The organism is Bdellovibrio sp. SBM16, assembly GCF_056175625.1.
Genome location: NZ_JBJKJG010000009.1, coordinates 18273 through 39113, shown reverse-complemented (window position 1 = coordinate 39113; position 20841 = coordinate 18273). Strand labels below are relative to the sequence as shown.

The 20841-nt window shown below is 45.9% G+C and carries 24 protein-coding genes; 13 read left to right on the top strand and 11 right to left on the bottom strand.

The genetic code is table 11. From position 1 onward, the window contains the following. The gene (locus AC04MM_RS10675) at positions 1–429 is read right to left on the bottom strand and encodes a DoxX family protein (RefSeq protein WP_475380346.1); all 429 of its coding nucleotides are present in this window, start codon (positions 427–429) and stop codon (positions 1–3) included. Positions 430–556: 127 nt separating this feature from the next. Between AC04MM_RS10675 and AC04MM_RS10670 the strand changes: the two genes are divergently transcribed. Beyond that, positions 557–1081, top strand: coding sequence for a YbhB/YbcL family Raf kinase inhibitor-like protein (locus AC04MM_RS10670; RefSeq protein ID WP_475380345.1), 525 nt, complete (start codon positions 557–559; stop codon positions 1079–1081). Between the two features lie 6 nt (positions 1082–1087). Here the strand turns inward: AC04MM_RS10670 and AC04MM_RS10665 are convergent, their stop codons facing one another. Beyond that, positions 1088–1741 (bottom strand): carbonic anhydrase, encoded by a 654-nt coding sequence (locus tag AC04MM_RS10665; RefSeq protein ID WP_475380344.1) that lies wholly within the window; start codon positions 1739–1741, stop codon positions 1088–1090. Positions 1742–1865: 124 nt separating this feature from the next. Here AC04MM_RS10665 and AC04MM_RS10660 point away from each other — a divergent pair, with 124 nt between their 5' ends. Next, positions 1866–2993, top strand: coding sequence for an OmpA family protein (locus AC04MM_RS10660; protein WP_475380343.1), 1128 nt, complete (start codon positions 1866–1868; stop codon positions 2991–2993). A gap of 163 nt (positions 2994–3156) precedes the next feature. Next, entirely contained in the window at positions 3157–4023 is an 867-nt protein-coding gene (locus tag AC04MM_RS10655) for a pirin family protein (RefSeq protein ID WP_475380342.1), read from the top strand. Between the two features lie 14 nt (positions 4024–4037). Here AC04MM_RS10655 and AC04MM_RS10650 read toward each other — a convergent pair whose 3' ends face one another. From AC04MM_RS10650 to AC04MM_RS10635, 4 genes are read right to left on the bottom strand one after another with little or no spacing between them, the layout of a single operon-like run. Then, complete coding sequence (locus AC04MM_RS10650) at positions 4038–4925, bottom strand: pirin family protein (protein WP_475380341.1); 888 nt, start codon at positions 4923–4925, stop codon at positions 4038–4040. A 1-nt stretch (position 4926) separates the two neighbouring features. Next, positions 4927–5319: an OsmC family protein gene (locus tag AC04MM_RS10645; protein WP_475380340.1), complete on the bottom strand. Its 393-nt coding sequence runs from the start codon at positions 5317–5319 to the stop codon at positions 4927–4929. After that, positions 5319–5732, bottom strand: a complete 414-nt coding sequence (locus tag AC04MM_RS10640) for a hypothetical protein (RefSeq protein WP_475380339.1) — start codon at positions 5730–5732, stop codon at positions 5319–5321. The genes AC04MM_RS10645 and AC04MM_RS10640 overlap by 1 nt, the downstream gene beginning before the upstream one ends. Before the next feature lie 32 nt (positions 5733–5764). Continuing rightward, positions 5765–6394, bottom strand: a complete 630-nt coding sequence (locus tag AC04MM_RS10635; protein WP_475380338.1) for an HD domain-containing protein — start codon at positions 6392–6394, stop codon at positions 5765–5767. Between the two features lie 96 nt (positions 6395–6490). Here AC04MM_RS10635 and AC04MM_RS10630 point away from each other — a divergent pair, with 96 nt between their 5' ends. Continuing rightward, positions 6491–7669, top strand: a complete 1179-nt coding sequence (locus AC04MM_RS10630) for a multidrug effflux MFS transporter (protein ID WP_475380337.1) — start codon at positions 6491–6493, stop codon at positions 7667–7669. A gap of 39 nt (positions 7670–7708) precedes the next feature. On the opposite strand, the gene AC04MM_RS10625 is transcribed toward AC04MM_RS10630, so the two are convergent. Together AC04MM_RS10625 and AC04MM_RS10620 are read right to left on the bottom strand one after the other, a co-directional pair. Next, positions 7709–8365 (bottom strand): Rossmann-fold NAD(P)-binding domain-containing protein, encoded by a 657-nt coding sequence (locus tag AC04MM_RS10625; RefSeq protein ID WP_475380336.1) that lies wholly within the window; start codon positions 8363–8365, stop codon positions 7709–7711. After that, on the bottom strand, positions 8362–8985 hold the full coding sequence (locus tag AC04MM_RS10620) for a methyltransferase (RefSeq protein ID WP_475380335.1): 624 nt from the start codon (positions 8983–8985) through the stop codon (positions 8362–8364). Before AC04MM_RS10620 ends, AC04MM_RS10625 begins: the two co-directional genes overlap by 4 nt. 98 nt (positions 8986–9083) lie before the next feature. Here AC04MM_RS10620 and ftsH point away from each other — a divergent pair, with 98 nt between their 5' ends. Beyond that, the gene (gene ftsH, locus AC04MM_RS10615) at positions 9084–10979 is read left to right on the top strand and encodes an ATP-dependent zinc metalloprotease FtsH (protein WP_475380334.1); all 1896 of its coding nucleotides are present in this window, start codon (positions 9084–9086) and stop codon (positions 10977–10979) included. Between the two features lie 5 nt (positions 10980–10984). Here ftsH and AC04MM_RS10610 read toward each other — a convergent pair whose 3' ends face one another. Beyond that, a complete protein-coding gene (locus AC04MM_RS10610) occupies positions 10985–11944 on the bottom strand; it encodes a S1/P1 nuclease (protein WP_475380333.1) in 960 nt (319 codons plus the stop codon). Positions 11945–12181: 237 nt separating this feature from the next. Here AC04MM_RS10610 and AC04MM_RS10605 point away from each other — a divergent pair, with 237 nt between their 5' ends. The 7 genes from AC04MM_RS10605 (at position 12182) to AC04MM_RS10575 (ending at position 17978) form a co-directional block, all read left to right on the top strand. Continuing rightward, positions 12182–12826 carry a DUF3943 domain-containing protein gene (locus tag AC04MM_RS10605; RefSeq protein WP_475380332.1) on the top strand — a complete coding sequence of 215 codons (645 nt, stop codon included), beginning with the start codon at positions 12182–12184 and terminating at the stop codon, positions 12824–12826. Continuing rightward, positions 12823–13461 (top strand): hypothetical protein, encoded by a 639-nt coding sequence (locus tag AC04MM_RS10600; RefSeq protein ID WP_475380331.1) that lies wholly within the window; start codon positions 12823–12825, stop codon positions 13459–13461. The genes AC04MM_RS10605 and AC04MM_RS10600 overlap by 4 nt, the downstream gene beginning before the upstream one ends. A gap of 1 nt (position 13462) precedes the next feature. Beyond that, positions 13463–14767, top strand: a complete 1305-nt coding sequence (locus tag AC04MM_RS10595; protein ID WP_475380330.1) for a phosphatase PAP2 family protein — start codon at positions 13463–13465, stop codon at positions 14765–14767. A gap of 80 nt (positions 14768–14847) precedes the next feature. Next, positions 14848–15594, top strand: a complete 747-nt coding sequence (locus AC04MM_RS10590; protein WP_475380329.1) for a phosphatase PAP2 family protein — start codon at positions 14848–14850, stop codon at positions 15592–15594. A 119-nt stretch (positions 15595–15713) separates the two neighbouring features. After that, positions 15714–16100, top strand: a complete 387-nt coding sequence (locus AC04MM_RS10585; protein WP_475380427.1) for an ArsR/SmtB family transcription factor — start codon at positions 15714–15716, stop codon at positions 16098–16100. After that, the gene (locus AC04MM_RS10580; RefSeq protein ID WP_475380328.1) at positions 16084–17034 is read left to right on the top strand and encodes an SRPBCC family protein; all 951 of its coding nucleotides are present in this window, start codon (positions 16084–16086) and stop codon (positions 17032–17034) included. The genes AC04MM_RS10585 and AC04MM_RS10580 overlap by 17 nt, the downstream gene beginning before the upstream one ends. 71 nt (positions 17035–17105) lie before the next feature. Next, positions 17106–17978, top strand: coding sequence for an alpha/beta fold hydrolase (locus AC04MM_RS10575; RefSeq protein ID WP_475380327.1), 873 nt, complete (start codon positions 17106–17108; stop codon positions 17976–17978). A 6-nt stretch (positions 17979–17984) separates the two neighbouring features. Here the strand turns inward: AC04MM_RS10575 and AC04MM_RS10570 are convergent, their stop codons facing one another. Next, the gene (locus tag AC04MM_RS10570) at positions 17985–18728 is read right to left on the bottom strand and encodes a class I SAM-dependent methyltransferase (protein WP_475380326.1); all 744 of its coding nucleotides are present in this window, start codon (positions 18726–18728) and stop codon (positions 17985–17987) included. 174 nt (positions 18729–18902) lie between these two features. Between AC04MM_RS10570 and AC04MM_RS10565 the strand changes: the two genes are divergently transcribed. Beyond that, positions 18903–20387, top strand: coding sequence for an ATP-binding cassette domain-containing protein (locus tag AC04MM_RS10565; RefSeq protein ID WP_475380325.1), 1485 nt, complete (start codon positions 18903–18905; stop codon positions 20385–20387). Here AC04MM_RS10565 and AC04MM_RS10560 read toward each other — a convergent pair. Beyond that, a complete protein-coding gene (locus tag AC04MM_RS10560; RefSeq protein WP_475380324.1) occupies positions 20384–20839 on the bottom strand; it encodes a low molecular weight protein-tyrosine-phosphatase in 456 nt (151 codons plus the stop codon). The two genes, AC04MM_RS10565 and AC04MM_RS10560, sit on opposite strands and share 4 nt — an antisense overlap. Positions 20840–20841: the final 2 nt, after the last annotated feature.

Below are 20841 nucleotides of genomic sequence, written 5' to 3'. Positions count from 1 at the left end.
CTAGCAGGTCTTATTGCCAAAAATTTTATTATCAAACGAAAACTTACCCGGGCCGATTAAGATAAACATAATCGATAATGCCAGATACACTGTGGCCAACTCATAACCGCCAACAAACGGGTCGCCTTTCATACCGGCATGCACGTAAATCGCAACCGCCATGGTACAAGCCAAACCGAACATCGCTAATGAAGTTAATAAACCAATGATCAGGGCGATGCCGCCGCCGAACTCGGAAAGAGCGGCTAAGAATTGTAAAACGCCCGGAACCGGTGAATCAGGTCCCATCCAGTTAAACGGGGCCTGGATTTTTCCCCACCCGTGCAAGATCATGGCTACACCCATCACCAAACGAACTATTAAAAGCGCGGTTGATGCACAGTTAGGTAAAGCGTAAGGCTGCATGAAACATTTTAGTTTTGCTGTCATAGATGATATCTCCTTGTTGTATTGATATCATATTAAGCAAAACTGCATATCGACAAGAACTTTGGTGGCTTAAGCTTTGCAATCTTTTTGCTGAAACCTCTAATTGAACATACGGAAAGGATTCCCCATGCGATTAAACAGTTCAGCATTTGATGACTATGGCAAAATACCTCAACGCTTTACAGGTGATGGCGAAAATATCTCGCCGGCACTAGAATGGTCAGATGTACCGAGCGGTTGTAAAAGTTTAGCCCTGCTGTGCGAGGATATTGATTCGCCAAAAAAATCGCCGCAAGACCCCACCTTTACGCATTGGGTGGTCTACAATATCAACCCATCAATAACAGCCCTGCATGAAGGTTTAGAGAAAAAAGAAGAGCTGCATGACCCGCTTCGCATCGATCAAGGCGTAAATTCGTTCGGAAGCATTGGCTACGACGGCCCGAAACCGCCGTCAGGTGATCTGGCTCACCGCTATATATTTACGTTATTTGCGCTAGATATCGAAAACCTGGGACCGGCACGGGCCGATCTTAAAACCATTCATGAAACTATGAAAAATCATATTTTAAAAACTGCGCAGATTACCGGCCATTACGAGCGGCAGCGGCTGACACAAAGACAGGGCGAAGAACACCGTCCTTCGCCTTAAGACTTTTTATAATTCGACACAGCGGAAGTTGTTCGCGTCGTCGTCGTATTCAAGCAGATGGCCTGATTCCAGATCAAAGTATATACCCATCAAAGACAGGCCACGTTCTTCAATCGCTGTTTTCACAAACGGAAATGTTCGTAAGTTATTTAACGAAGTTACGATCGCTTCAAGTTCTCCGTGACGGCAAAGACTTTCATCATCTTCACCCTGATGAGCTGCCAATACGCGCTCTTTCGCATCTTTAGCGATACTCACCCAGCGGTTCACGAAACTCTCGCCTGGATCAGTTAAGTCATTTAACATCAACGCGCGGATACCGCCACATTGACGGTGACCAAGCACAATAACATTTTCAACTTTTAAATTTACCACTGCAAATTCAATCGCCGAACTCACCCCGTGAAATTTACCGCCCCGTTCAAAAGGAGGTACAAGATTTGCCACGTTACGCACGATGAATAGCTCGCCTGGCGAAGCTGAGGTAATTAAGGCCGGGTCAACGCGTGAATCACTGCAGCCAATAATTAACGTTTTTGGTGTTTGTCCGGGGCCAGTGAACGAATTTAAACGTTCATAAAGTGGATGCTCTCCTGCGAAATATTTATCGCGGAATTTTTTAAAACCAGCCATTAATCTGAGAATCTCTATTTTTCCCATGGCCATGTAATACCCCAGAATGCCCCGCTTGGGAATGCCTAATTTTCGCCTTACGGCACCCAGTTTGCTTATTAAATACCCGAGTGCACAAGGATGTCATTTTACCTCAAAAAAGGAGTAGTTTATGGAACTTACAGCAGATGCCTTAAATTCGTTTTCACATGTTCTACCGTCGGGATTTTTTAATAAAATCAGCGAAACGTTAGGCATTCCGGTCGATAAAACCAAAGCAACAATGATGACCGCAATCCCTGCGGTTTTTAGCGAAATCCAAAAAAAAGTTCGCGGCCCAGAAGGCATTCAAAATGTCGCCGCCGCCATTCATGACAGTGGTTTTGACAACCCTGCCAGTGTGACCAGCGACGCCTCGAATGTAACTCTGCAGATCAATAAGGGTCAGGATTTATTAAATCGCGTACTGGGCGGCAATACCGATTCGCTGCTTGGAAAAATCACCAGCGCGGCAAGTGTGAACTCTTCACAGGGTTCAAAACTCTTAGGCGCAGCAAGCGCTGCTGTCTTTACTTTTATCGGTTCAAAAATGAAAGGCGGAACCCTTGCGCCAGCGGCTTTTGCCAATATTCTCGGCCAGGGTAGCGGCATCATGCCGGATCTTTCAGGCGCCGCCAAACAGTTTGCCACACAGACCGGAATTGATGTGCCAGGTACGGCTGACAGCAAACAAGGCCAAAGCACCTTAAGAAAATATTGGCCATGGTTATTACTTGCCGTTGCGATCGGGATTATCTGGTGGAGCCAGGGGAGAAACACCGCTCCCGTCATCACAGCCCCGCAGACAAATATACAAACCGTTCCGACTCCCGAAGGTACCACAACTTTCGCCGCCAGCGACCAATCAGTCATGGGGGAGCTATCGCAGTTTCTTGCAAACCCCGCAGCCGTAGCCCCGCGGGCGTTCTCGCTGCGTGAATTAAATTTTCCGACTGGTTCTGCAGCCATCAGCACCGAGGGATCAGCAACAGCGACCGCGCTGGCGGCCTTATTAAATCAATATCCAACTGCACGCATTCGTATTGTCGGTCACACCGATAATGTGGGAGTGGCCAGTGCAAACCAAAAACTTTCTATGGATCGTGCTGAAGCCTTAAAGCAATCACTTGTCGGTCAGGGTATATCCGCTGATCGCATCGAGGTTGCCGGCATGGGTGCAGCACAACCGGTAGCTGATAACGCTACTGAGGATGGTCGTAGCCAAAATCGTCGTATCGATATCGAAGTTATCCGCAGATAGTTTTATAAAGAGACAGGCGGTCAAAGTTTTAGAAAGGATAGAGGTCAAAGTCTATCCTTTCTTTTTATTGTCTATTAGATAGAACAATGAATTTATATTATACCATCTATTCAAACACCCTTATTGTGCCGTACTATAGGTACAAACAACAGAGGAAGTTTTTATGAAAAAAATATTACACATCCAACGAAGCGACACTCCTCACTGGGTGGGCGACGGATTTCCGGTTCGCACTATTTTTCACTATCAGGATCTGGCCAAATACATGTCTCCATTTTTATTAATGGACTATGCAGGTCCTGCCGAGTTTGCCCCGAGTGAACACCGCCGCGGTGTTGGCGAACATCCGCACCGTGGTTTTGAAACCGTTACGGTCGTTTACTCAGGTCAGGTTGAGCACCGGGATTCAGCCGGCGGTGGCGGTGTAATCCAATCCGGAGACGTGCAATGGATGACTGCGGCTTCAGGGCTGGTGCACGAAGAAAAGCACGGTGAAGATTTTTCTAAAAGCGGCGGCCTCTTTGAGATGGTACAGCTGTGGGTGAATTTACCGGCTAAAGATAAAATGAATAAACCCCGTTACCAAGGTATTAAAGACGCGCAAATTCCCGCAGTTGATATTAACGGCGGCAAAGTTCGCGTGATTGCCGGTGATTATTTAACGGCTCACGGTCCGGCACTGACTCACTCGCCGATTAATATGTGGGACCTGCGTCTAAATAAAGGCAGCAAGAATACTTTTACCGTTCCTGCCGGCCATACCGCATCGGTATTTGTGTTAAGCGGCAGTATTAAATTAAATGACGATAAAGTTATCGGCGCAGCCGAGCTTGCGTTAATGGAAACTGCCGGCAGCGAATTTACCATCGAAGCCTTAGAAGACACGAAAATGATGTTCTTGGGCGGTGAACCGTTAAATGAGCCGATTGTTGGTTATGGTCCGTTTGTGATGAACACTGAAAAAGAAATTCGTCAGGCGTTCGATGATTTTAACAGCGGTAAAATGGGCCGCTTAACCAACCCGATGTAAATAGCCCGTTGCCGCTATGGCAGCGGGTCTTCCGGTAACGGAATATAATCAGACTCCTCGGCCACTTGTCCGAGGAGTTGTTTTTTCCACTGCTCGGCTGCTTCTCTGATACGTTCTCTGCGTGACGAAACAAAATTCCACCAGATATATCTGGGCTCAGCAAACGCTTTGCCGCCGATAAAAATCAGGCGTGTATTTTGCGTGGCCTGAATTTTAATTTCGCTGGGGTTTGCAACCAGCAATAAATCATCTGTGGATAATTCCTGGTTATTGACCGTCGCTTTACCGTTTAATAAAAACACGCCGATCTCTTCTTCCGGAATGTTTAGCACACTATCAACATCGTTTTCCACAGTGATATCGGCAAAAAAAGTCTGCGAATAACATTTTACCGGCGAAGTTGTATTTTTATAATTGCCGATCAAAAGTTTTCCCGAAAAATTTTCAGCCAGCGTAAAAACCGGCAAGGTCTCTTTCGGGTAATGGGTAAAGTTCGGCTCGCACTCTTCTTCTTCAACCGGCAAAGCCACCCAGATCTGAATACCGTGCATGGTTTTTTTAGGGTGAGCGGATAAATCCTCAACCGGGGTTCGCTCAGAGTGAACAATGCCGCGCCCAGCGGTCATCCAGTTCAGATCTCCAGGTTCAATGACCTGTTTTGAACCCAGGCTATCGCGGTGCAAACCACGGCCGGAAAATAAATAAGTCACTGTCGAAAGGCCGATATGCGGGTGCGGGCGCACACTCATTAAATGTTCGTGGTCGACCTGCAAAGGACCCATATGATCTAAAAACACAAAAGGCCCGACATTACGGCGTTTGATATTAGGTAAAGTGCGGCTCACGATAAATCCGCCCAGATCTTTTTTCTTTCCGCTGATTAAAATATCGTGATCTAACATGTTAGGCTTCTTTCAGAGTTGTCGTGATCTGTGCCCCACGCGACAAAAATTTATGAATCGGGCACTTATCGGCGATCTTCATTAAATTGTCTTTTTGTTCCGGTGTAAGATTTGCCCCGATCAATTTCACCCCGCGCGAGATCGCATTTACTTCACCTTCGGCGGTGATATGAATACTGACGCTGATATCTTCTAATGGAATACCTTTTCTTTTGGCGTACATCATCACGGTCATCGATGTACAACTTGCCAGAGCGATTTCCATGTATTGATGCGGGTCAGGAGCTGTGTTTTCACCGCCCAGTTTTTCGACCACATCGACGTTAACGGTAAATTCGTGTGATTTTACCGCGAAAGATAATTTACCTGTTAAATGCGTAGATTCGACTGACATTAGAGCACCGTAATATTGTCTGATAAGATGGTTATATAAACATGAGTCATTTTATCTGATTTAGGAATTTTAATGGTTTCAAACCATACGCTGCTAGCTTTGGATTGCTTACAATCACCGGCGCGCGCGTATATATGCAAGGTATGAACTTCACCGCCCACAACCTTTTGATTGGTCCTAAATTGTTCGACCCAGAGTTCGCTTTTGGCGTCGGGATTACATTTAATGGCCTGAATTAAAAACGAATCTTCGCGGTTAGCCAAAAATTCACGGTAGATAAAGCGGGATTTTTCTGACGCCTGCAACGGCATCGGTTTACTTTGTTGTGTCTGCGCCGGCAGATGTTTAGGTGACAGCGTCTGCGTGGCAAAGGCTGTCGATGCAATTAAAGTTATCAGTAAAAAATATTTCATAAGCATAATGGTCGTCTGAGTTGGTAATAATGTCAGCTAATTTCTGTTTTTAAAACCTGCAAATACTCTTGCATAAACTGAATACGCGCCACCCCTTCAATTTGCCCTGATTTGGTTTTTAGGGTTTCAGCAGTTTTGAAAAGTTTTTTGTAAAAATGATCTAGCGTATAATGCTGATCATCCGGGGGTCTGTTGTCACAAAACGGATCCTCACCTTGGTAGAATGCACGCTTCATTAACCCAGCGGTGGCAAAGCAGCGTGCAATACCGATCGCCCCAAGTCCATCCAGACGGTCTGCATCCTGCACGATCTGGGCTTCCAGTGTATTTACGGCGATATTGGCACTGAAACTGTGTCCTTCGATTGCGTGCGCAATATCATGATGAAATTCAGCGGGATAATTTATTTCTCGTAAAAACTCGATCGCTTTTTCGGCCGACATCTTTGAGGCCTGACTTCGTAACGGCGAGTTTTTTGGCACAATCACCAGATCATGCAACCAGGCGGCCGGCACCACGACTTCCATTTTACCCTGCTCACTCTGACACAAGCGTTTAGCCATACTCACAACCCGCTTAAAGTGATTTAAATCGTGCGCCGGATCCTCACTTGAGGCTACTGTTGCAATCTTTGCTTCGAATAATTTTTCCCAGGTTAACATGCATGCCTCATTTGATATATGTTCTTGTTTAATAAATAATATAAGCATGAATAAACACACTGGTAAATAGTAGGCAAAGTGTGTAATTATGCGCGCATGCAAGATAAAAAACTCTACGCGCTGTTAATCTTAATTTTAGGTTCCCTTGAGGCCTTAACGCCTTTTTCGATAGATATGTATCTTCCCGCCTTCACTCAGATCGCCAAGGATTTACAGACAACCACTGCGCAGGTTTCATTTTCGATTTCGACCTACTTTATCGGTTTTGCCTTAGGCCAGATTATCTACGGTCCGCTGTTAGACCATTTTGGCCGCAAAAAACCGTTATACACCGGCTTAGGCATTTATATTTTTTCGTCGATCGCCCTGGCTAACTGCAACTCGATTGAATGGTTTTTAGCACTTCGCTTTTTACAGGCCATCGGCGGCTGTGTCGCTTCGGTCGGTGCTCTGGCCATGGTACGGGATTTTTTTCCGGTTGAAGACAGTGCTAAAGTTTTTTCGATGTTGATGCTCGTCTTAAGCGTATCACCGCTACTGGCACCGACCATCGGCGGCTATATGGTAGAAGCTGTTGGTTGGCGTACGATCTTTGCTACCTTGGCCGGGCTTGGGTTACTTAATTTTGCCCTGGTGTATTTTATGCTGCCGAATAAGTACCAACCCGACGGCAGCACTTCGCTCAATTTAAAATCTATCTTATTGGGCTATAAAGAAATTTTAAAGGTGCGCCAGTTTTCAATTTTTACTTTTGCCGGCTCGTTTTCATTCGCTGGATTATTTGTGTATATCGCGGGTTCGCCGGCCATGTTTATGGAAGGTTTTAAAGTCAGTGCCAAAGCCTACGGAATCATTTTTGCAATCCTCGCCGTCGGCATGATCGGTGGCGGACAGTTAAACTTATTATTTACCAGAAAATTTAAAAGCCCGCAGATTTTTAAAGTGGCCCTGTTCTTTCAGGTCATGATGGGCGCTATTTTTCTGACCGGCGTTTACAACAACTGGTTAACGCTGGTTCCGACCGTGGTTATTTTATTTTTTCTATTGTTATGTGCCGGCATTACTTACCCGAATGCCGCAGCCCTAGCTCTTGAGCCGTTTGAAAAAAATGCGGGTGCAGCATCAGCCCTCTTAGGATTTTTGCAATTAGGTGTGGGTTCAGTAGCCAGTGCCGGCGTCGGCATGCTCAATGTCAGCGGCAGTCTGCCTACCGCTGCCGTGATGTTTATCTCGTCTTTGATCGGGTTACTTATCGTACTGTCGCAGCGACACTAGATAGTCTTCTGAGATCTCTGATGACCCGCCCGTGATTATTTAGTGCATGTCTCTGTTTGAAATAATCATTTTCTCGTGATCAGTGTCGGCCAGCGCATTTTTAACCATCGCCAAAGCGACATTTTCGGCCTGAACCGGCTCATATTTTTTCATGAAGCCAGAAAATAAAAATCTGGCATTTTTATAAACAACCGTAGCTAGCTCTTCGCCAAAACGGCGCTGCTGCCCCAGTTTGTCGCGTGGGCCGATCAATAAGCTGGGCTGGTAAATGCGTAACTTTTTTAAACCCAATGCGCTCACATCTTGTTCGGCCTCACCTTTAACACGCGAATAAAAATTAGCCGAGGTTAGCGCAGCACCTAAGGCTGAAACCATGTGAAATGAATTGGCGTTACATTTTTTTGCGATCTTGGCAAAACTCACCACATAGTCATGATCGACTTTGCGAAATGCCGCCTCGGATCCGGCTTGCTTGATGGTGGTTCCCAGAGCACAAAAATAGTCTGCACCATCCGGAAACACCTGCTGCTCAAGCAGGTCAAAATTTACAACGACCGGTTCAATTTTTTTGTCTGCAAATTCAATATGCCGGCGGACGATAGTAAATATTTTATTGTAATTCTGGTTAAATGATAAAGCCTGCACCAGTTCGGTTCCGACAAGACCGGTAGCACCAATAACGACTGCGGTTTTCATGAAATATTTCCCACCCATGTGCCACGTACCTGAAACGGAAAAGTGACGCTGTCTGAAAATTGCTGTTCGATAACTGACTTAAGCTCTTCCCGCACCAGGAAATAAGCCTGGCCTTTTGGTTTTAATGAACTTTGCATAAAGCGGACCAACGTCTGCCAGTCAGAATCCACAAAAAAGCGGCAGCGGTTCTTAAAGTCATTCGGTGATAACTTACCGGTGCCGACCACAAAATACGGCGGGTTAGAAACAATTAAATCATATTTTTTGCTGTCTATGCTGGTTGCGTAATTTTTCTGAAGCCAGTTAAATTTAAGAGCCTGCTCTGGAAAATAACCCTGCATGATTTCTTGGTTCTGGACAAAATGACCGTGATAAATCTCCTGCACTTCTAAAAAATCGACCTGTCCGGAAAATGATTTTTCCTTCAGTTGGTGAAAAACCAGATCCATACCGACAATGCCACAGCCGGCACACAGATCCAGAATCTGCACATCGCCCTGGGTCAGCTGTTCGCCGTGCCGTTCAAAGACTGCGCGTGCGAGAAAAACAGAATCATGACTGAAGTGGTAATCAGCCGGCTGCGAATAATTAAAGGTAGGATATTTATTAACCGAAGACATTTTAGCTCATGGTAATACAATATGCCCCAAGTTACCACAGTCTTTGCCGCTAATGAGCAGCTGCGCATGGAATAAAAATTGAACCTTAATGACGTGGCATGCAAGATGATCAAACAAAACCATTTAAACCTGGCGATAATAAAATGAACTTCGGCATCATGTTTCTGGTTTTAATGGGCGTTATTATCTTTAATAACATCATCTTTCGCAGCCGGGCCGAAACTATTCCTTACAGCGAATTTCTGCAGCTGCTGGATAAAAACCAGATCAACAATGTGGTGATCAGCGAAAGTTCGGTCAGCGGCGAAATCAAAGCCACCGCTGCCAATGCTGACCCTAAAAACACCAAATTTTTTTCGACTAATATCGTTCCTGACGAAAGCTTAGTGCAGAAACTGCATGATAAAAATATTACTTTTCGCAGCGAATTCAAAGACCCCTTCTGGCGGGTCGCCTTTGCCTGGCTGATTCCGATTTTATTTATCTATTTTCTCTTTAGCCTGGCCGCCAAGGGCATGACCCGCGGGGCCGGCGGCATACTTTCACTGACAAAATCACGCGCGAAGATCTACATGGAAAAAGGCGTTAAAACCACCTTTGCCGATGTGGCTGGTGTCGACGAAGCCAAAGAAGAACTGGCCGAAGTCGTTAACTTTCTACAGGACCCGCAGCGCTACACCCGCTTAGGCGGCCGCGCCCCGAAAGGTGTACTGCTCGTCGGGCCGCCCGGCACAGGAAAAACTTTAATGGCCAGAGCTGTCGCCGGCGAAGCTAAAGTTACATTTTTTTCGATTAACGGTTCAGAGTTTGTTGAAATGTTTGTTGGTCTCGGCGCCGCGCGGGTCAGGGATTTATTTGAACAGGCCCGTAACCAGGCCCCATGTTTGTTATTTATTGATGAAATCGATGCCCTCGGAAAATCACGGGCTCTCGGTGTCATCGGCAGCGGCGGTAATGATGAAAAAGAACAAACGCTGAATCAGCTGTTGGCAGAGATGGATGGTTTTGACAGCTCAGAAGGTGTGATTATGCTTGCAGCTACTAACCGCCCCGAAATTTTAGATCCGGCGCTGCTGCGGGCCGGGCGTTTTGACCGCCAGATCTTGCTGAGCCCGCCTGATCAGCATGGGCGCTTACAGATTTTAAACGTGCATGTAAAACGGATCACGCTTGACCCGAAAGTTGATTTAAATCATATCGCTTCACTCACTTCAGGATTTTCCGGCGCTGATCTTGCCAATCTTGTGAATGAGGCGGCCATCGTGGCCACTCGTCGCAACGCTGAACACGTCAGCGAAGATGATTTTACCCTGGCCATCGAGCGCCTGGTCGCTGGCTTAGAGAAAAAAAGCAAAGTGATGAGCGAAAAAGAAAAAGCACGCATCGCTTATCACGAAATGGGGCATGCCACCGTTGGTCTCGCCTTAAGCACGACTGAAAAAGTTCATAAAGTCAGTATCATCCCGCGCGGTATGGGCGCACTCGGCTACACGATTCAGCGCCCGACCGAAGATCGCTACGTGTTAGATGAAGATGAACTGCTGGATAAAATCGCGGTTCTTCTGGGTGGCCGCTGTGCCGAAGAAATTTTCTGTGAAAAAGTTTCGACTGGCGCCAGTGATGACTTAGCCAAAGCCACAGACCTGGCTCGGTCCATGGTTACACAATTCGGTATGAGTCAGAAAATCGGTATGGTCGCTCTTGAAAATAAACGCGCTGTTTTTTTGCAGGGACAGTTTGAAGGTAGCGGTAAACTCAGTGACCGCACGGCTTCAGAAGTCGATCAGGAAGTGCGCAGTATATTAGACAAGAGTTTTACCCGCGCAAAAGACTGTTTAATCCGCAATAAGGCCTTTATTCTTGAGGCAGTCAAAATCCTGCGGGAAACCGAGACTTTAAACGAAGCCAGCTTAATGAAATTATGGACTCAGTACGGAAAACCACGCCTGCAGTCGCAACCGCTGCCATTGCCTGAGAGCACTCTCGATCATTAGCAAACTTACAACGCGCAGTCTTCTTCGTCAGTTAAAAATCTTTTTTGTAGCGGCGTCATGCGCTCTTCGGGAAGATTATTAAAATCAGGTCTGACCCATTTCGGATCCTGCACCGTCATCGGCGTGGCATTTGCGATTAATCCGGTCTCACGCCATAGCTGATTTAAGATCAGCGCCGTCGTTGCTGCGGCATCGGCCATACGTTCTTTGGCTAGTTCTAACTGAATCGCTGCCCCGTTTTTATTACGACCGTATTTATCATCATTTTGTAAGACCTGATCACGTTTTTCGACCGAGCGTTCGATCTCAAGCAAAATGGCATCCATCAGGTTACCGTTAAACTGACTTAAAAAATTCGGGTCACGCAACAGGTTTTTTGCACGTTTTTCCACATCAGCACGGATTTTTATTTCATCTTTAATTATACTGGCTTCAAAATATGCATGAATTCCTTTGTTGCCGGTGTGCTGTCCATCGTAATTTTCACTGACGTGTAAAGGCTGCGACAGATCGCCGATGTAATGGGTCATGACACCGACATACTCGAGGGCTTTTTTCATGTCATTATTGATAAAGCTTAAAAAAGCCAGTTGATACAACTGACGGATACGCCACGGGGCAACGCCGTTAATAGCGATCATGTTCTGGCCATATTTGGTGACAGCGTCTGAGTAACTGCTCGGAAAGCGGATGATCTGATTGTAATCTTGTGGTTCGTAGTAGGCGTCGACCTGAAACCAATGCGTATTAGCTTCTTCATTTTTAGTCGCGGGTGCTTTCCATACACGGTCGGGAACAGTCGTTAATTTGCGGAGTGGTTCAAGATTGGCCTGCCAGAAAGGTGCGCCGTCCGTGGTGAGATTTGCGCCAACGTAAGCCACGATCTGATGACCTTTAGCTCCCCAGCCGTAGACCAGATGACTTGAAAACAATATTAAAAAAACGCTGGTAATGTTTTTCAACATTTACATTCCTTCCGTGGAACTTAGCTGTTGTCTAGACGCTAGCAAGTTTTTCGCAGCAAACGAAATTAGAAAAACTTTGGTGACCCATAACCTAGACCTTTGATTAGGATTTGGTTTGGCTTGCTAATGTCACCTCGCGCCAAAGAACTCACTTTCTAAAGAGCTGCAGCTGCGAAATTCAGACCATCTTCAGAGTTTTTTTGACCATCGCAGAAATTTGGGCCGTTTAATTGCACCATGATCAAAGTTCTAACAGATGGCTATATGGGAAGAAGCTTATACCTCTATATTCTGATCACCTGCTTTTGTGCCCTGGCGCATGCCCAGAATGACTCATTGAATTTACCGGTGCATGTCACAACGAAAGAAAAAACCGCTAATTTCTTAATGGTCTACGCTGCGCAGTGGACGTATTATTTGGTGGTTCAGAAAAAAGAAATCGAAAAATACGGCGAATTTGGAAACTGGCTAAATTACCCGCGTAACCCACACTACGACCGCGACAGTTTCGAGTATAATCTCTACCGCCACACGCTGGCCGGTCAGTATTATTATTTATTCTACCGTTCACGCGATTACTCTGAACAAAATGCCTTTATCTGGTCGGCCATCTCTTCTTTTGCTTTTGAATTTACCATTGAAACCGTCACTGAACGTCCGAGCTATCAGGATTTGTACCAAACACCCGTTTACGGTACGGTCTTAGGCGTTGGCGTAGAAAAATTATCACAAGCTTTGCACAATAGCGAAACCTGGCTCGGACATTTAACCGGTTATATTTTAAATCCGTTTACCCTACTGCCGCCGACTTCAGAAATCATCGGCAGTGTCGAATATCATTCGGACTACATCGCTTTACAAATCGGCTGGGAGTTTGAATGAAAAAGTTAATTTTACTTTTAATTTTTATTCTGCCGCTGCATCTCAAGGCGCAGCTGCTTGAAACCGGCGAAGAATTTTTAACCGATGATTGGAGTGAAGGTTTGCATATTTTTGCCGGCTTCGGCATAAATTCGTCGAACTACCAATCCAACTCACGCCGTGACGATTTAGGTTTGGGTGTAAATTTTAAAACCGATGTCGGTTGGTTTTTCAGCCATGACTGGGCCATTGAATCCAGTGCCAGTGTTAAATTTAACCGCCTAAATTCAGATTTAATCTGGGATACACTGCTCACGCTCGGGCTTCGCTACCGCTTAGAAGATTACTACTTTCGTGCCTTCGGTGGCGCCGGTGTTTTGGTCATTGAACTCGGACAAACCGAACCCACTTTCAGTAAAGACACGGCCCGCCTGCACATGGACGGGCCAGCCGCCGGCCTTGGTTTTGGGCGAATCTACCGCACCAATAAAGGCAAAGTGTGGTTCACCGAATTAAACGGCACGGCCCAGTGGATTAAACACCGGGACGATGTGATGGTCGACGGCGAGACGCCGGTCGCCATCAACAGCCAGGCCGTAAAAGATAATTCAACTATTTACAGCCTGCAGGCCACAGTGGGGATTTTATTATTTTAGTATGCTTGAGAAATTTTTAGAGTTTGATTACTCACTATTTTATTTAATCAATACCACTTTAAGTAATGCGTGGTTTGATGCCTTTTTACCGGTGTGGACCAACTTTCATAAACTTAAAATATTTTTATATGTCATTGCGCCGTTACTATTGGCTTATGTCTATTGGCAAGTGCGGTTAAGAGGCGTGTTCTTGGTGCTGGCTGCGGTGGTCTTTACGACCGGCTTAGATCATTTGGTGCGTGCAATAAAACCGGCGTTTAACCGCCCGCGTCCGTTTAATGCGGAACTGCCGTTTACCGTGATTCTTCGCGGTGATCCGCAAGGCGGGTTGTCGTTTCCTTCAGGCCATGCCGCTGATGGTTTTTTTATCGCCGTGTTCTTGGGTTTTTATTTTCCCAGATTACGCTGGCTGTTTTTTACTTTGGCGGGCCTTACTGCGTATTCACGGATTTACTGTGGTGTGCATTACCCAAGTGATGTTATTGCCGGTGCACTGCTAGGTTCAATCTTAGCGTGGTTGGCTTATCATCTTATTAACAAACTGCGCGCCACTAAAACTGTGGTGTTAAGCCGCTTTGTTTTTTTTGCGCTGCTTATTTTCAGCGGTAAAAGTTTTTCTTTTGAAGATCCTACCCAAGGTAAGCCGTTTTTACCGTGGCTGTGGGAAGATCAGTTTAAGCCCACACTTAAGCTCGGTCTTGATTCTTCCGGGTACACCATTTTAGGGGTCGGCGCACTGACAACCGTCGTGGCCCACCACTACGATCACGATGTCATGCAACACAATCAGCGCGGTCACTATCTGTTGATGGACCGAAAAACGTCGTCCGATTTTGCCAAAATCGGCAGCGGATTTTTGGGTGTAGGCATTGCCGTTGGCCAATTGTTCTGGGATGCGGAAAACGGCTTAATGCATGCACGGGCCTTAGCTTTCACATCCTTAACTCATGTGACCTTGTCATATATTTTTCAGCGCAACCGCCCCGATGACCGCGGGGATTATTTACCGTTTCCGTCGTCATACCCGTCAGGGCATGCTTCATCGGCCTTTGCCTCGGCGGGCTCATTGCTGTACGCCTACGGGTGGAAGGTTGGTGTGCCGGCTTACGCTGTCGCCACCGGAATTTCCATGTCGCGCATCGCTGAAAACGCGCATTGGATTAGTGATATCACCGCCGGCATTACTCTGGGTGTGTTCTGGGCGCGCGCCAGCTATATAAAACACAAAAAAGATGTGTGGCAACCAAGCTGGATGCCGATTCCAACTTCTGATGGTTTAGCCATCTATTTTCAATATCAGTTTTAATTTACAAATTAGTATTACTTCACGGACTGTACTTTTTCTAGATCATAATTTTTACGTGCTAACTGCTACACTAGTTCTTCATGCGTCATATTTTTTTACTATTTTTACTTCTGCCTCAACTTTGTTTGGCAGACACCGAAAGCAAACTCAGCAAAGAGGATTCATTTTGGCAAAACGTCGGTAACGATTTTATCTCACCGTTTGTAAATCCCACCGGGCAAAAAGTTTTATTTGGCGGTTTTGCCATTACCGGCGGTCTGCTGTTAACACGCGAATTTACGGTCGATCCGCTGCAGGAAGACACGGTCAGAAAAAAGCCGATGGGTGGTTACAGCAAGTATGGCGATATCTCAGGGCAGTTAGTACCTAACGCCCTTTATTATTTTGGTATGGAAGCTTACTCGTATTTCGCCGATTCACCCGAGGCCCACGAGTTTGCTGTCGTGATGCTTAAATCAACGTTATATTCAAGTTTACTGACTGAGACTCTCAAGCCCATCGTGCGCGAACCGCGTCCACATGATGCCGGCGATAAAACTTCTTTCCCTTCAGGGCATTCAACCCGTGCATTTGCATTTGCCGCCACGGTTAACGAATTACATGGCTCAACCTGGGGGATCCCGGCCTACGTTCTGGCCACAGCTGTTGCTTACAGCCGCATGAATGATAACCGCCACTATGTACATGATGTCGTGGCAGGGGCCGCCATCGGTGCAAGTTACGGCATCAGTATTTCTCAGCGCTACCAAAATAAAAAAACCAACACCGAAATGACGGCCATTCCCACTGGCGATGGCATGGCCTTAACCTTTAGGTATTCGTTTTAAGACAAAATAATCTATACATTTCAAGTACTTGCAATTGTAGGCGCGACTGCTATTGACTTTGGCACTCGAGTAGCCGATATTTAACTAAATGGTTAATTAACCAAAAGGTTTAATATATGTTGCAAGATCATCTGTCGCAGACATTTCATGCTCTATCTGACCCGACCCGTCGGGCGATGTTGGCGCGTTTATCGCAAGGTGAAACTAATGTTTCTGATTTAGCCAAACCATTTTTAAAAGAGATGAGTCTGCCGGCCATCACCAAACATTTGAAGGTTTTGGAAAATGCCGGCCTGGTGACAAAGTCCAAAGATGCGCAGTGGCGCCCGTGCAAGATCAACGGCGCCCCACTTAAAGATGCCACCGACTGGATCGAACAATACCGCATCTACTGGGAAGAAAGTTTAGACCGTTTAGGTGAATATTTAAAAACTGTTACCGCTAAAGAAAAACAATCGAAAAAGAAAAAAATCGCGAAGGGAAAAAACCATGGCCGCAAAAAATAAACCCAATGAGTTATACTTAACACGTGTTTACGACGCTCCATTAAAAATGGTGTGGGATGCTTTCACTGATCCAAATCAGGCGGCACATTGGTGGGGACCACGTGGTTTTACGCTTACGACAAAATCAAAAGATTTAAAACCTGGCGGACAATGGGTCTACACCATGCATGGGCCGGATGGAAAAGACTGGCCAAACATTGCTACTTATCATGAGGTCGAAAAATACTCTCGGTTAGTCTATGATCACGGCGCAACGGAAACCACTCCTCCCTTATTTCGTGTCACGGCTGAATTTAAAGAATTAGGCAAAAACAAAACTCAATTCGAAATGACGATGGCTCTTGCCACCGAAGAAGCTGCTAAAGAAACTGCAAAATTCATTAAAGCCGCTGGCGGAAACTCAACCTGGGATCGTTTCGCTGAATATTTAGAAAAAGAACAAACGAAAAAAGAAATCTTTGTGATTAACAGATCTTTCAACACAGATATCCACACGATGTTTAAGGTCTGGACCGAGCCTGAGCACTTTTCAAAATGGTTAGCACCGGCCGGTTTTGATATGCAGTTTATCCGCGCTGAAGTTAAACCCGGAGGCAAATCGTTCTATAAAATGTTTAACGATCAGGGTTTTACTATGTACGGCACTGTTCAGTACAAAGAAATCTCCCCGACTAAGCTTGTGTATTCACAACAATTTGCTGATGAAAAAGAAAACATCTCTCGCCATCCGGGCGCACCGATTTGGCCCGAGTCTATGTTAACTACTGTGATGTTTACTTCTGAAGGTGAAAATCAAACACGTGTAACTATTCAGTGGGAAATTGAAGGCAAATTCACTCCAGAAGAACTTCAGGCCTTTATCAAAGAACGTGGCGGCATGACTCAGGGCTGGACAGGCTCGTTTGATAAGTTGGAAGAGTACTTAGCCCGCTAGGGGCATCTCTCCCCGATTATTCAAGAATAATATTTGCAGCTCTTCTGAATTTTTAAGCGCAGGAGAGCTTTATGCATTACATTGAAGTCGGTAAAGACAATTCAGGAAGCATCGATTTACATTACCAAGATTACGGCTCGGGAAAACCAGTCATATTATTGCACGGCTGGCCGCTGAACGAACAATCTTGGGAAGCCCAGATTCCGGTTTTACTCTCTAGTGGCTATCGTGTGATCGCTTACACCCGCAGAGGCTTCGGCGAATCAAGCAAACCCGAAAAAGGATATGACTACGACACCTTTGCCGCAGATCTGCATCAGGTTATTATAAAATTAAATTTAAAAGATATCACACTCGTCGGATTTTCCATGGGCACCGGCGAAGTGGCCAGATACATCGCTAACTACGGCACTGAACGAATCGAAAAAGCGGTCTTTATCGCCGGCATTTTACCGGCTCTGTTAAAAGCCGAAAACAATCCCGAAGGTGTCGATCGTTCGGTTTTTGACGAAATGATCAGACGGTGTATCGAAGATCGCCCAGCCTTTATCGCCGGCTTTTTAAAAGATTTTTACAGCCACGCCATCGCCGGCCGAAAAGCCGTCAGTGATGAGATGATCAGATTCAGCTGGAACCTGGCCATGCAAGCTTCAAGCTTGGCCACGGTAGAGTGTATTGATTCATGGTTAGAAGATTTTCGCGAAGATATCAAAAAAATAACTGTACCGAGTTTAGTCATCCACGGTAGCGCCGATAAAATCACGCCACTTAAAGTGTGTGGTGCCCGTCTTAAAGAAATATTACCCGGCTGCCAGTACCTTGAAATCGAAGGCGGCCCGCACGGTTTACTTGCCAGCCACGCTGAAGAAGTCAATAAGGCCCTGGTAAGATTTTTAGGTATGGCTTCACGAACCGAATACACCGCAACAGAAATGCGGCATTAAGATAATTTACCGCAGAACCAGACGTAACATCGAGGGCTGACCAGGCTGTGCATCAAGCCTGTCAGAGATCACCACAAAACCGGCTTTGGCCACTTCACCCATCACCACGTGTGACGGATAAATACGGCGCTGGGCACACCAGGCCTGACCGTTTAACTCAATGGTTCCTTTGTAATCAGCGGCTTTGGTTTTGTGCCAAAGAATATAGTCTTCATCAAAACGTAATGGTTCAAAACTCTGCACCAGATTATGTGGCTCGTTCGGCACCACCATCGTATCCAAGATAAACACACCACCCGGAGTTAAGGCGTTTTTTGCGCCTGTTAAAACTTTTTGGCGGTCGTCTTCAAAAACAATACAGTGCAGGCAATGGCTATCGTAGATCAGATCAAATTTTTGCTTAAGCTTTTCAAGCTGCAACACATCGGCTTTGGTAAACTGAATCTTCAAATTTTGCTGCATAGCTAAGTCTCGGCCCATCTCGAGAGCCGTCTCCGAGATATCGACGCCGGTCACATCCATACCCATACGCGCCAGCATAAATGCGGTCGTCCCGGTACCACAGCCAAGATCCAGGGCTTTTTTGCCCACAGCTTCAGGAAAAAAACGCTGGACTGTATCAACCAGATACTGCTTTGTGACAGCATCGCCTAAATCATTAAGCGATTTGGCGTTACCCCAGCCTACGTAACCGTTGGATTTTATTTGTTGATAAGCCGATTCATGCGCATGGTAGTACGTTTTTTCCATATATAAAAATCGTACGGACTATTTTCCTGTTTCACAACTGAATATGTTTTGATAATCTGTTATTTCTCTGCCCCTGAAGCAGAGACTTATGAGAACAGCATAATAAAACCTATTTTATTTCATTAAATTTCACCCCTATCTTAAGGCGCTTCTTGAGAAGCGTAAGGTTATTTTATGCTTGCAACCGTAATCTTTAATGCGGTTTCGTTTGAACTTCCGAACGGACAACCGCTATTTAACAATTTAAATTTTTCACTGAGCTCGAGAGTAACAGGTTTAGTCGGCCCTAATGGCATTGGCAAAACCTGCCTGGCAAAGCTGATCGCCGGAATCTATTCCCCGTCCGGCGGCGCAGTTAAAACCAACGGTCCGGTCACCTATCTGCCACAGCGGGAGGTGCCACCGCCAGAATCGGTACACGACTATCTCGGGCCAGATTACACATGGCCGGCCCTGGGCGAACGTTTACTCAGCGAAATTAACCGCGACAGCCTTTGCACCACTTTAAGCGGCGGCCAATGGATGCGGGTACGCCTGGCCAAAACGTTAAATGATCAATTTCTGGTTTTAGATGAACCGACTAATGACTTAGACCGCGATGGACGCGAAATGCTCATGCAGTTTTTAAAAAAACGCAGCGGCGGCATTTTATTAATTTCACATGACCGCGAAGCTTTAGCCCTGTGTGACGAAATTTATGAACTTTCGAATAAAGGTTTAAATAAATTCGGCGGTAATTTTTCTGACTACAGTAAAGCCAAAGCCGCTGAACAGCTAAATCTACAGCACCAGCTAGACATAGCCGAAAGAGAGCGTGAACAGGCTTATCATGAACGTCTGGCGAAAATCGAACGGCAGGAGAAACGTAACCGTGCAGGTGTTAAAGCCGGCGAACGTGGCGGTATGCCGAAAATTCTGATAGGCGCAAGAAAACGCAAAGCCCAGGTTTCAACCGGAAAAATCGACAAAGACTCTTATCAGCGGGCGCAGGCGGCCGTGACTGCCGCGCACACGGCCTTAATTGAATTAAAAATAAGTCCCGTGATGTACGCCGACCTGGTCGGAGAAAAAATTCCGGCACAGAAACTGGTGGCCGAAGCGGTTAACTTTAATATTTATTTCAGCGACTGGCTTTACAAAGAGGATCTGAATTTTTCTTGGCGCGGAAACATCCGTTTAGCTATCAAAGGTGGTAACGGCTCTGGCAAATCTACCCTGCTTAAAGCTTTGCGCGGCTCTAACTACCACAGCCGGGGTGAATTACGTTCGGGAAACCTGCGTACCCTTTACCTTGACCAGCGCTGTGAGATCTTAAACGAAACAACATCCATCTTTGCCAATATCCGAGATAACTCAAGCTTAAGTGACAGCGATATCAGATCTAACTTAGCCAAGTTTTTCTTTATTAACGACGATGTTTTTAAAAGTGTCAGCACCTTAAGCGGCGGCGAACGATTAAGAGCTGCATTGGCACTGGGATTATTGCAAACCGAAAAACCCGAGTTGCTGATTCTTGATGAGCCTACGAACAATCTGGATCTCGAGAATATCAAATTCTTAGAAAAACTGGTGAGCGAGTTTAACAGTGCGTTGATCATCATTTCGCATGACGAAGTGTTTTTGCAAAACTGTAAAATCGAACAGGAGTTCAGGCTTTAAAAATGTTTTTGTAAAAAACCATCAATGCATGTTTCCAGATAATCAATGACCCGCTCAAATTCTTCGGGCCCGAAATAATAAGGGTCCGGAATATGCGATATCACTTTACGCGGATCGTAGTGCGCCATCTTTTCTAATTTATGCAGTAAATGCGGCGGGCACACCGCCGAAGCATTGGTGTAGTTCGAATCATCCATGACAATCACATGATCAAAAAGTTCAAAATCTTTAACTGCTAACTGACGCGCTAAATGCGTCATTTGATAACCACGGCGCTCGGCATGTTTGATCGAACGTAAATCTGAGGGCTCGCCGATATGGTAACCTGCCGTTCCGGCAGAATCGACATAAATACTTAAATTCAGCTGCTTGGCTTTTTGCCGCATGATCGCTTCTGCCGTTGGCGAACGGCAGATATTACCTAAACACACCATTAACACTTTTTTTTCCATAG

Excerpts from the sequence above, each read along its gene's own strand:
- AC04MM_RS10675 (WP_475380346.1), bottom strand. The coding sequence starts at position 429 with ATGACAGCAAAACTAAAATGTTTCATGCAGCCTTACGCTTTACCTAAC.
- AC04MM_RS10670 (WP_475380345.1), top strand. The coding sequence starts at position 557 with ATGCGATTAAACAGTTCAGCATTTGATGACTATGGCAAAATACCTCAA.
- AC04MM_RS10665 (WP_475380344.1), bottom strand. The coding sequence starts at position 1,741 with ATGGGAAAAATAGAGATTCTCAGATTAATGGCTGGTTTTAAAAAATTC.
- AC04MM_RS10660 (WP_475380343.1), top strand. The coding sequence starts at position 1,866 with ATGGAACTTACAGCAGATGCCTTAAATTCGTTTTCACATGTTCTACCG.
- AC04MM_RS10655 (WP_475380342.1), top strand. The coding sequence starts at position 3,157 with ATGAAAAAAATATTACACATCCAACGAAGCGACACTCCTCACTGGGTG.
- AC04MM_RS10650 (WP_475380341.1), bottom strand. The coding sequence starts at position 4,925 with ATGTTAGATCACGATATTTTAATCAGCGGAAAGAAAAAAGATCTGGGC.
- AC04MM_RS10645 (WP_475380340.1), bottom strand. The coding sequence starts at position 5,319 with ATGTCAGTCGAATCTACGCATTTAACAGGTAAATTATCTTTCGCGGTA.
- AC04MM_RS10640 (WP_475380339.1), bottom strand. The coding sequence starts at position 5,732 with ATGAAATATTTTTTACTGATAACTTTAATTGCATCGACAGCCTTTGCC.
- AC04MM_RS10635 (WP_475380338.1), bottom strand. The coding sequence starts at position 6,394 with ATGTTAACCTGGGAAAAATTATTCGAAGCAAAGATTGCAACAGTAGCC.
- AC04MM_RS10630 (WP_475380337.1), top strand. The coding sequence starts at position 6,491 with ATGCAAGATAAAAAACTCTACGCGCTGTTAATCTTAATTTTAGGTTCC.
- AC04MM_RS10625 (WP_475380336.1), bottom strand. The coding sequence starts at position 8,365 with ATGAAAACCGCAGTCGTTATTGGTGCTACCGGTCTTGTCGGAACCGAA.
- AC04MM_RS10620 (WP_475380335.1), bottom strand. The coding sequence starts at position 8,985 with ATGTCTTCGGTTAATAAATATCCTACCTTTAATTATTCGCAGCCGGCT.
- ftsH (WP_475380334.1), top strand. The coding sequence starts at position 9,084 with ATGCAAGATGATCAAACAAAACCATTTAAACCTGGCGATAATAAAATG.
- AC04MM_RS10610 (WP_475380333.1), bottom strand. The coding sequence starts at position 11,944 with ATGTTGAAAAACATTACCAGCGTTTTTTTAATATTGTTTTCAAGTCAT.
- AC04MM_RS10605 (WP_475380332.1), top strand. The coding sequence starts at position 12,182 with ATGATCAAAGTTCTAACAGATGGCTATATGGGAAGAAGCTTATACCTC.
- AC04MM_RS10600 (WP_475380331.1), top strand. The coding sequence starts at position 12,823 with ATGAAAAAGTTAATTTTACTTTTAATTTTTATTCTGCCGCTGCATCTC.
- AC04MM_RS10595 (WP_475380330.1), top strand. The coding sequence starts at position 13,463 with ATGCTTGAGAAATTTTTAGAGTTTGATTACTCACTATTTTATTTAATC.
- AC04MM_RS10590 (WP_475380329.1), top strand. The coding sequence starts at position 14,848 with ATGCGTCATATTTTTTTACTATTTTTACTTCTGCCTCAACTTTGTTTG.
- AC04MM_RS10580 (WP_475380328.1), top strand. The coding sequence starts at position 16,084 with ATGGCCGCAAAAAATAAACCCAATGAGTTATACTTAACACGTGTTTAC.
- AC04MM_RS10575 (WP_475380327.1), top strand. The coding sequence starts at position 17,106 with ATGCATTACATTGAAGTCGGTAAAGACAATTCAGGAAGCATCGATTTA.
- AC04MM_RS10570 (WP_475380326.1), bottom strand. The coding sequence starts at position 18,728 with ATGGAAAAAACGTACTACCATGCGCATGAATCGGCTTATCAACAAATA.
- AC04MM_RS10565 (WP_475380325.1), top strand. The coding sequence starts at position 18,903 with ATGCTTGCAACCGTAATCTTTAATGCGGTTTCGTTTGAACTTCCGAAC.
- AC04MM_RS10560 (WP_475380324.1), bottom strand. The coding sequence starts at position 20,839 with ATGGAAAAAAAAGTGTTAATGGTGTGTTTAGGTAATATCTGCCGTTCG.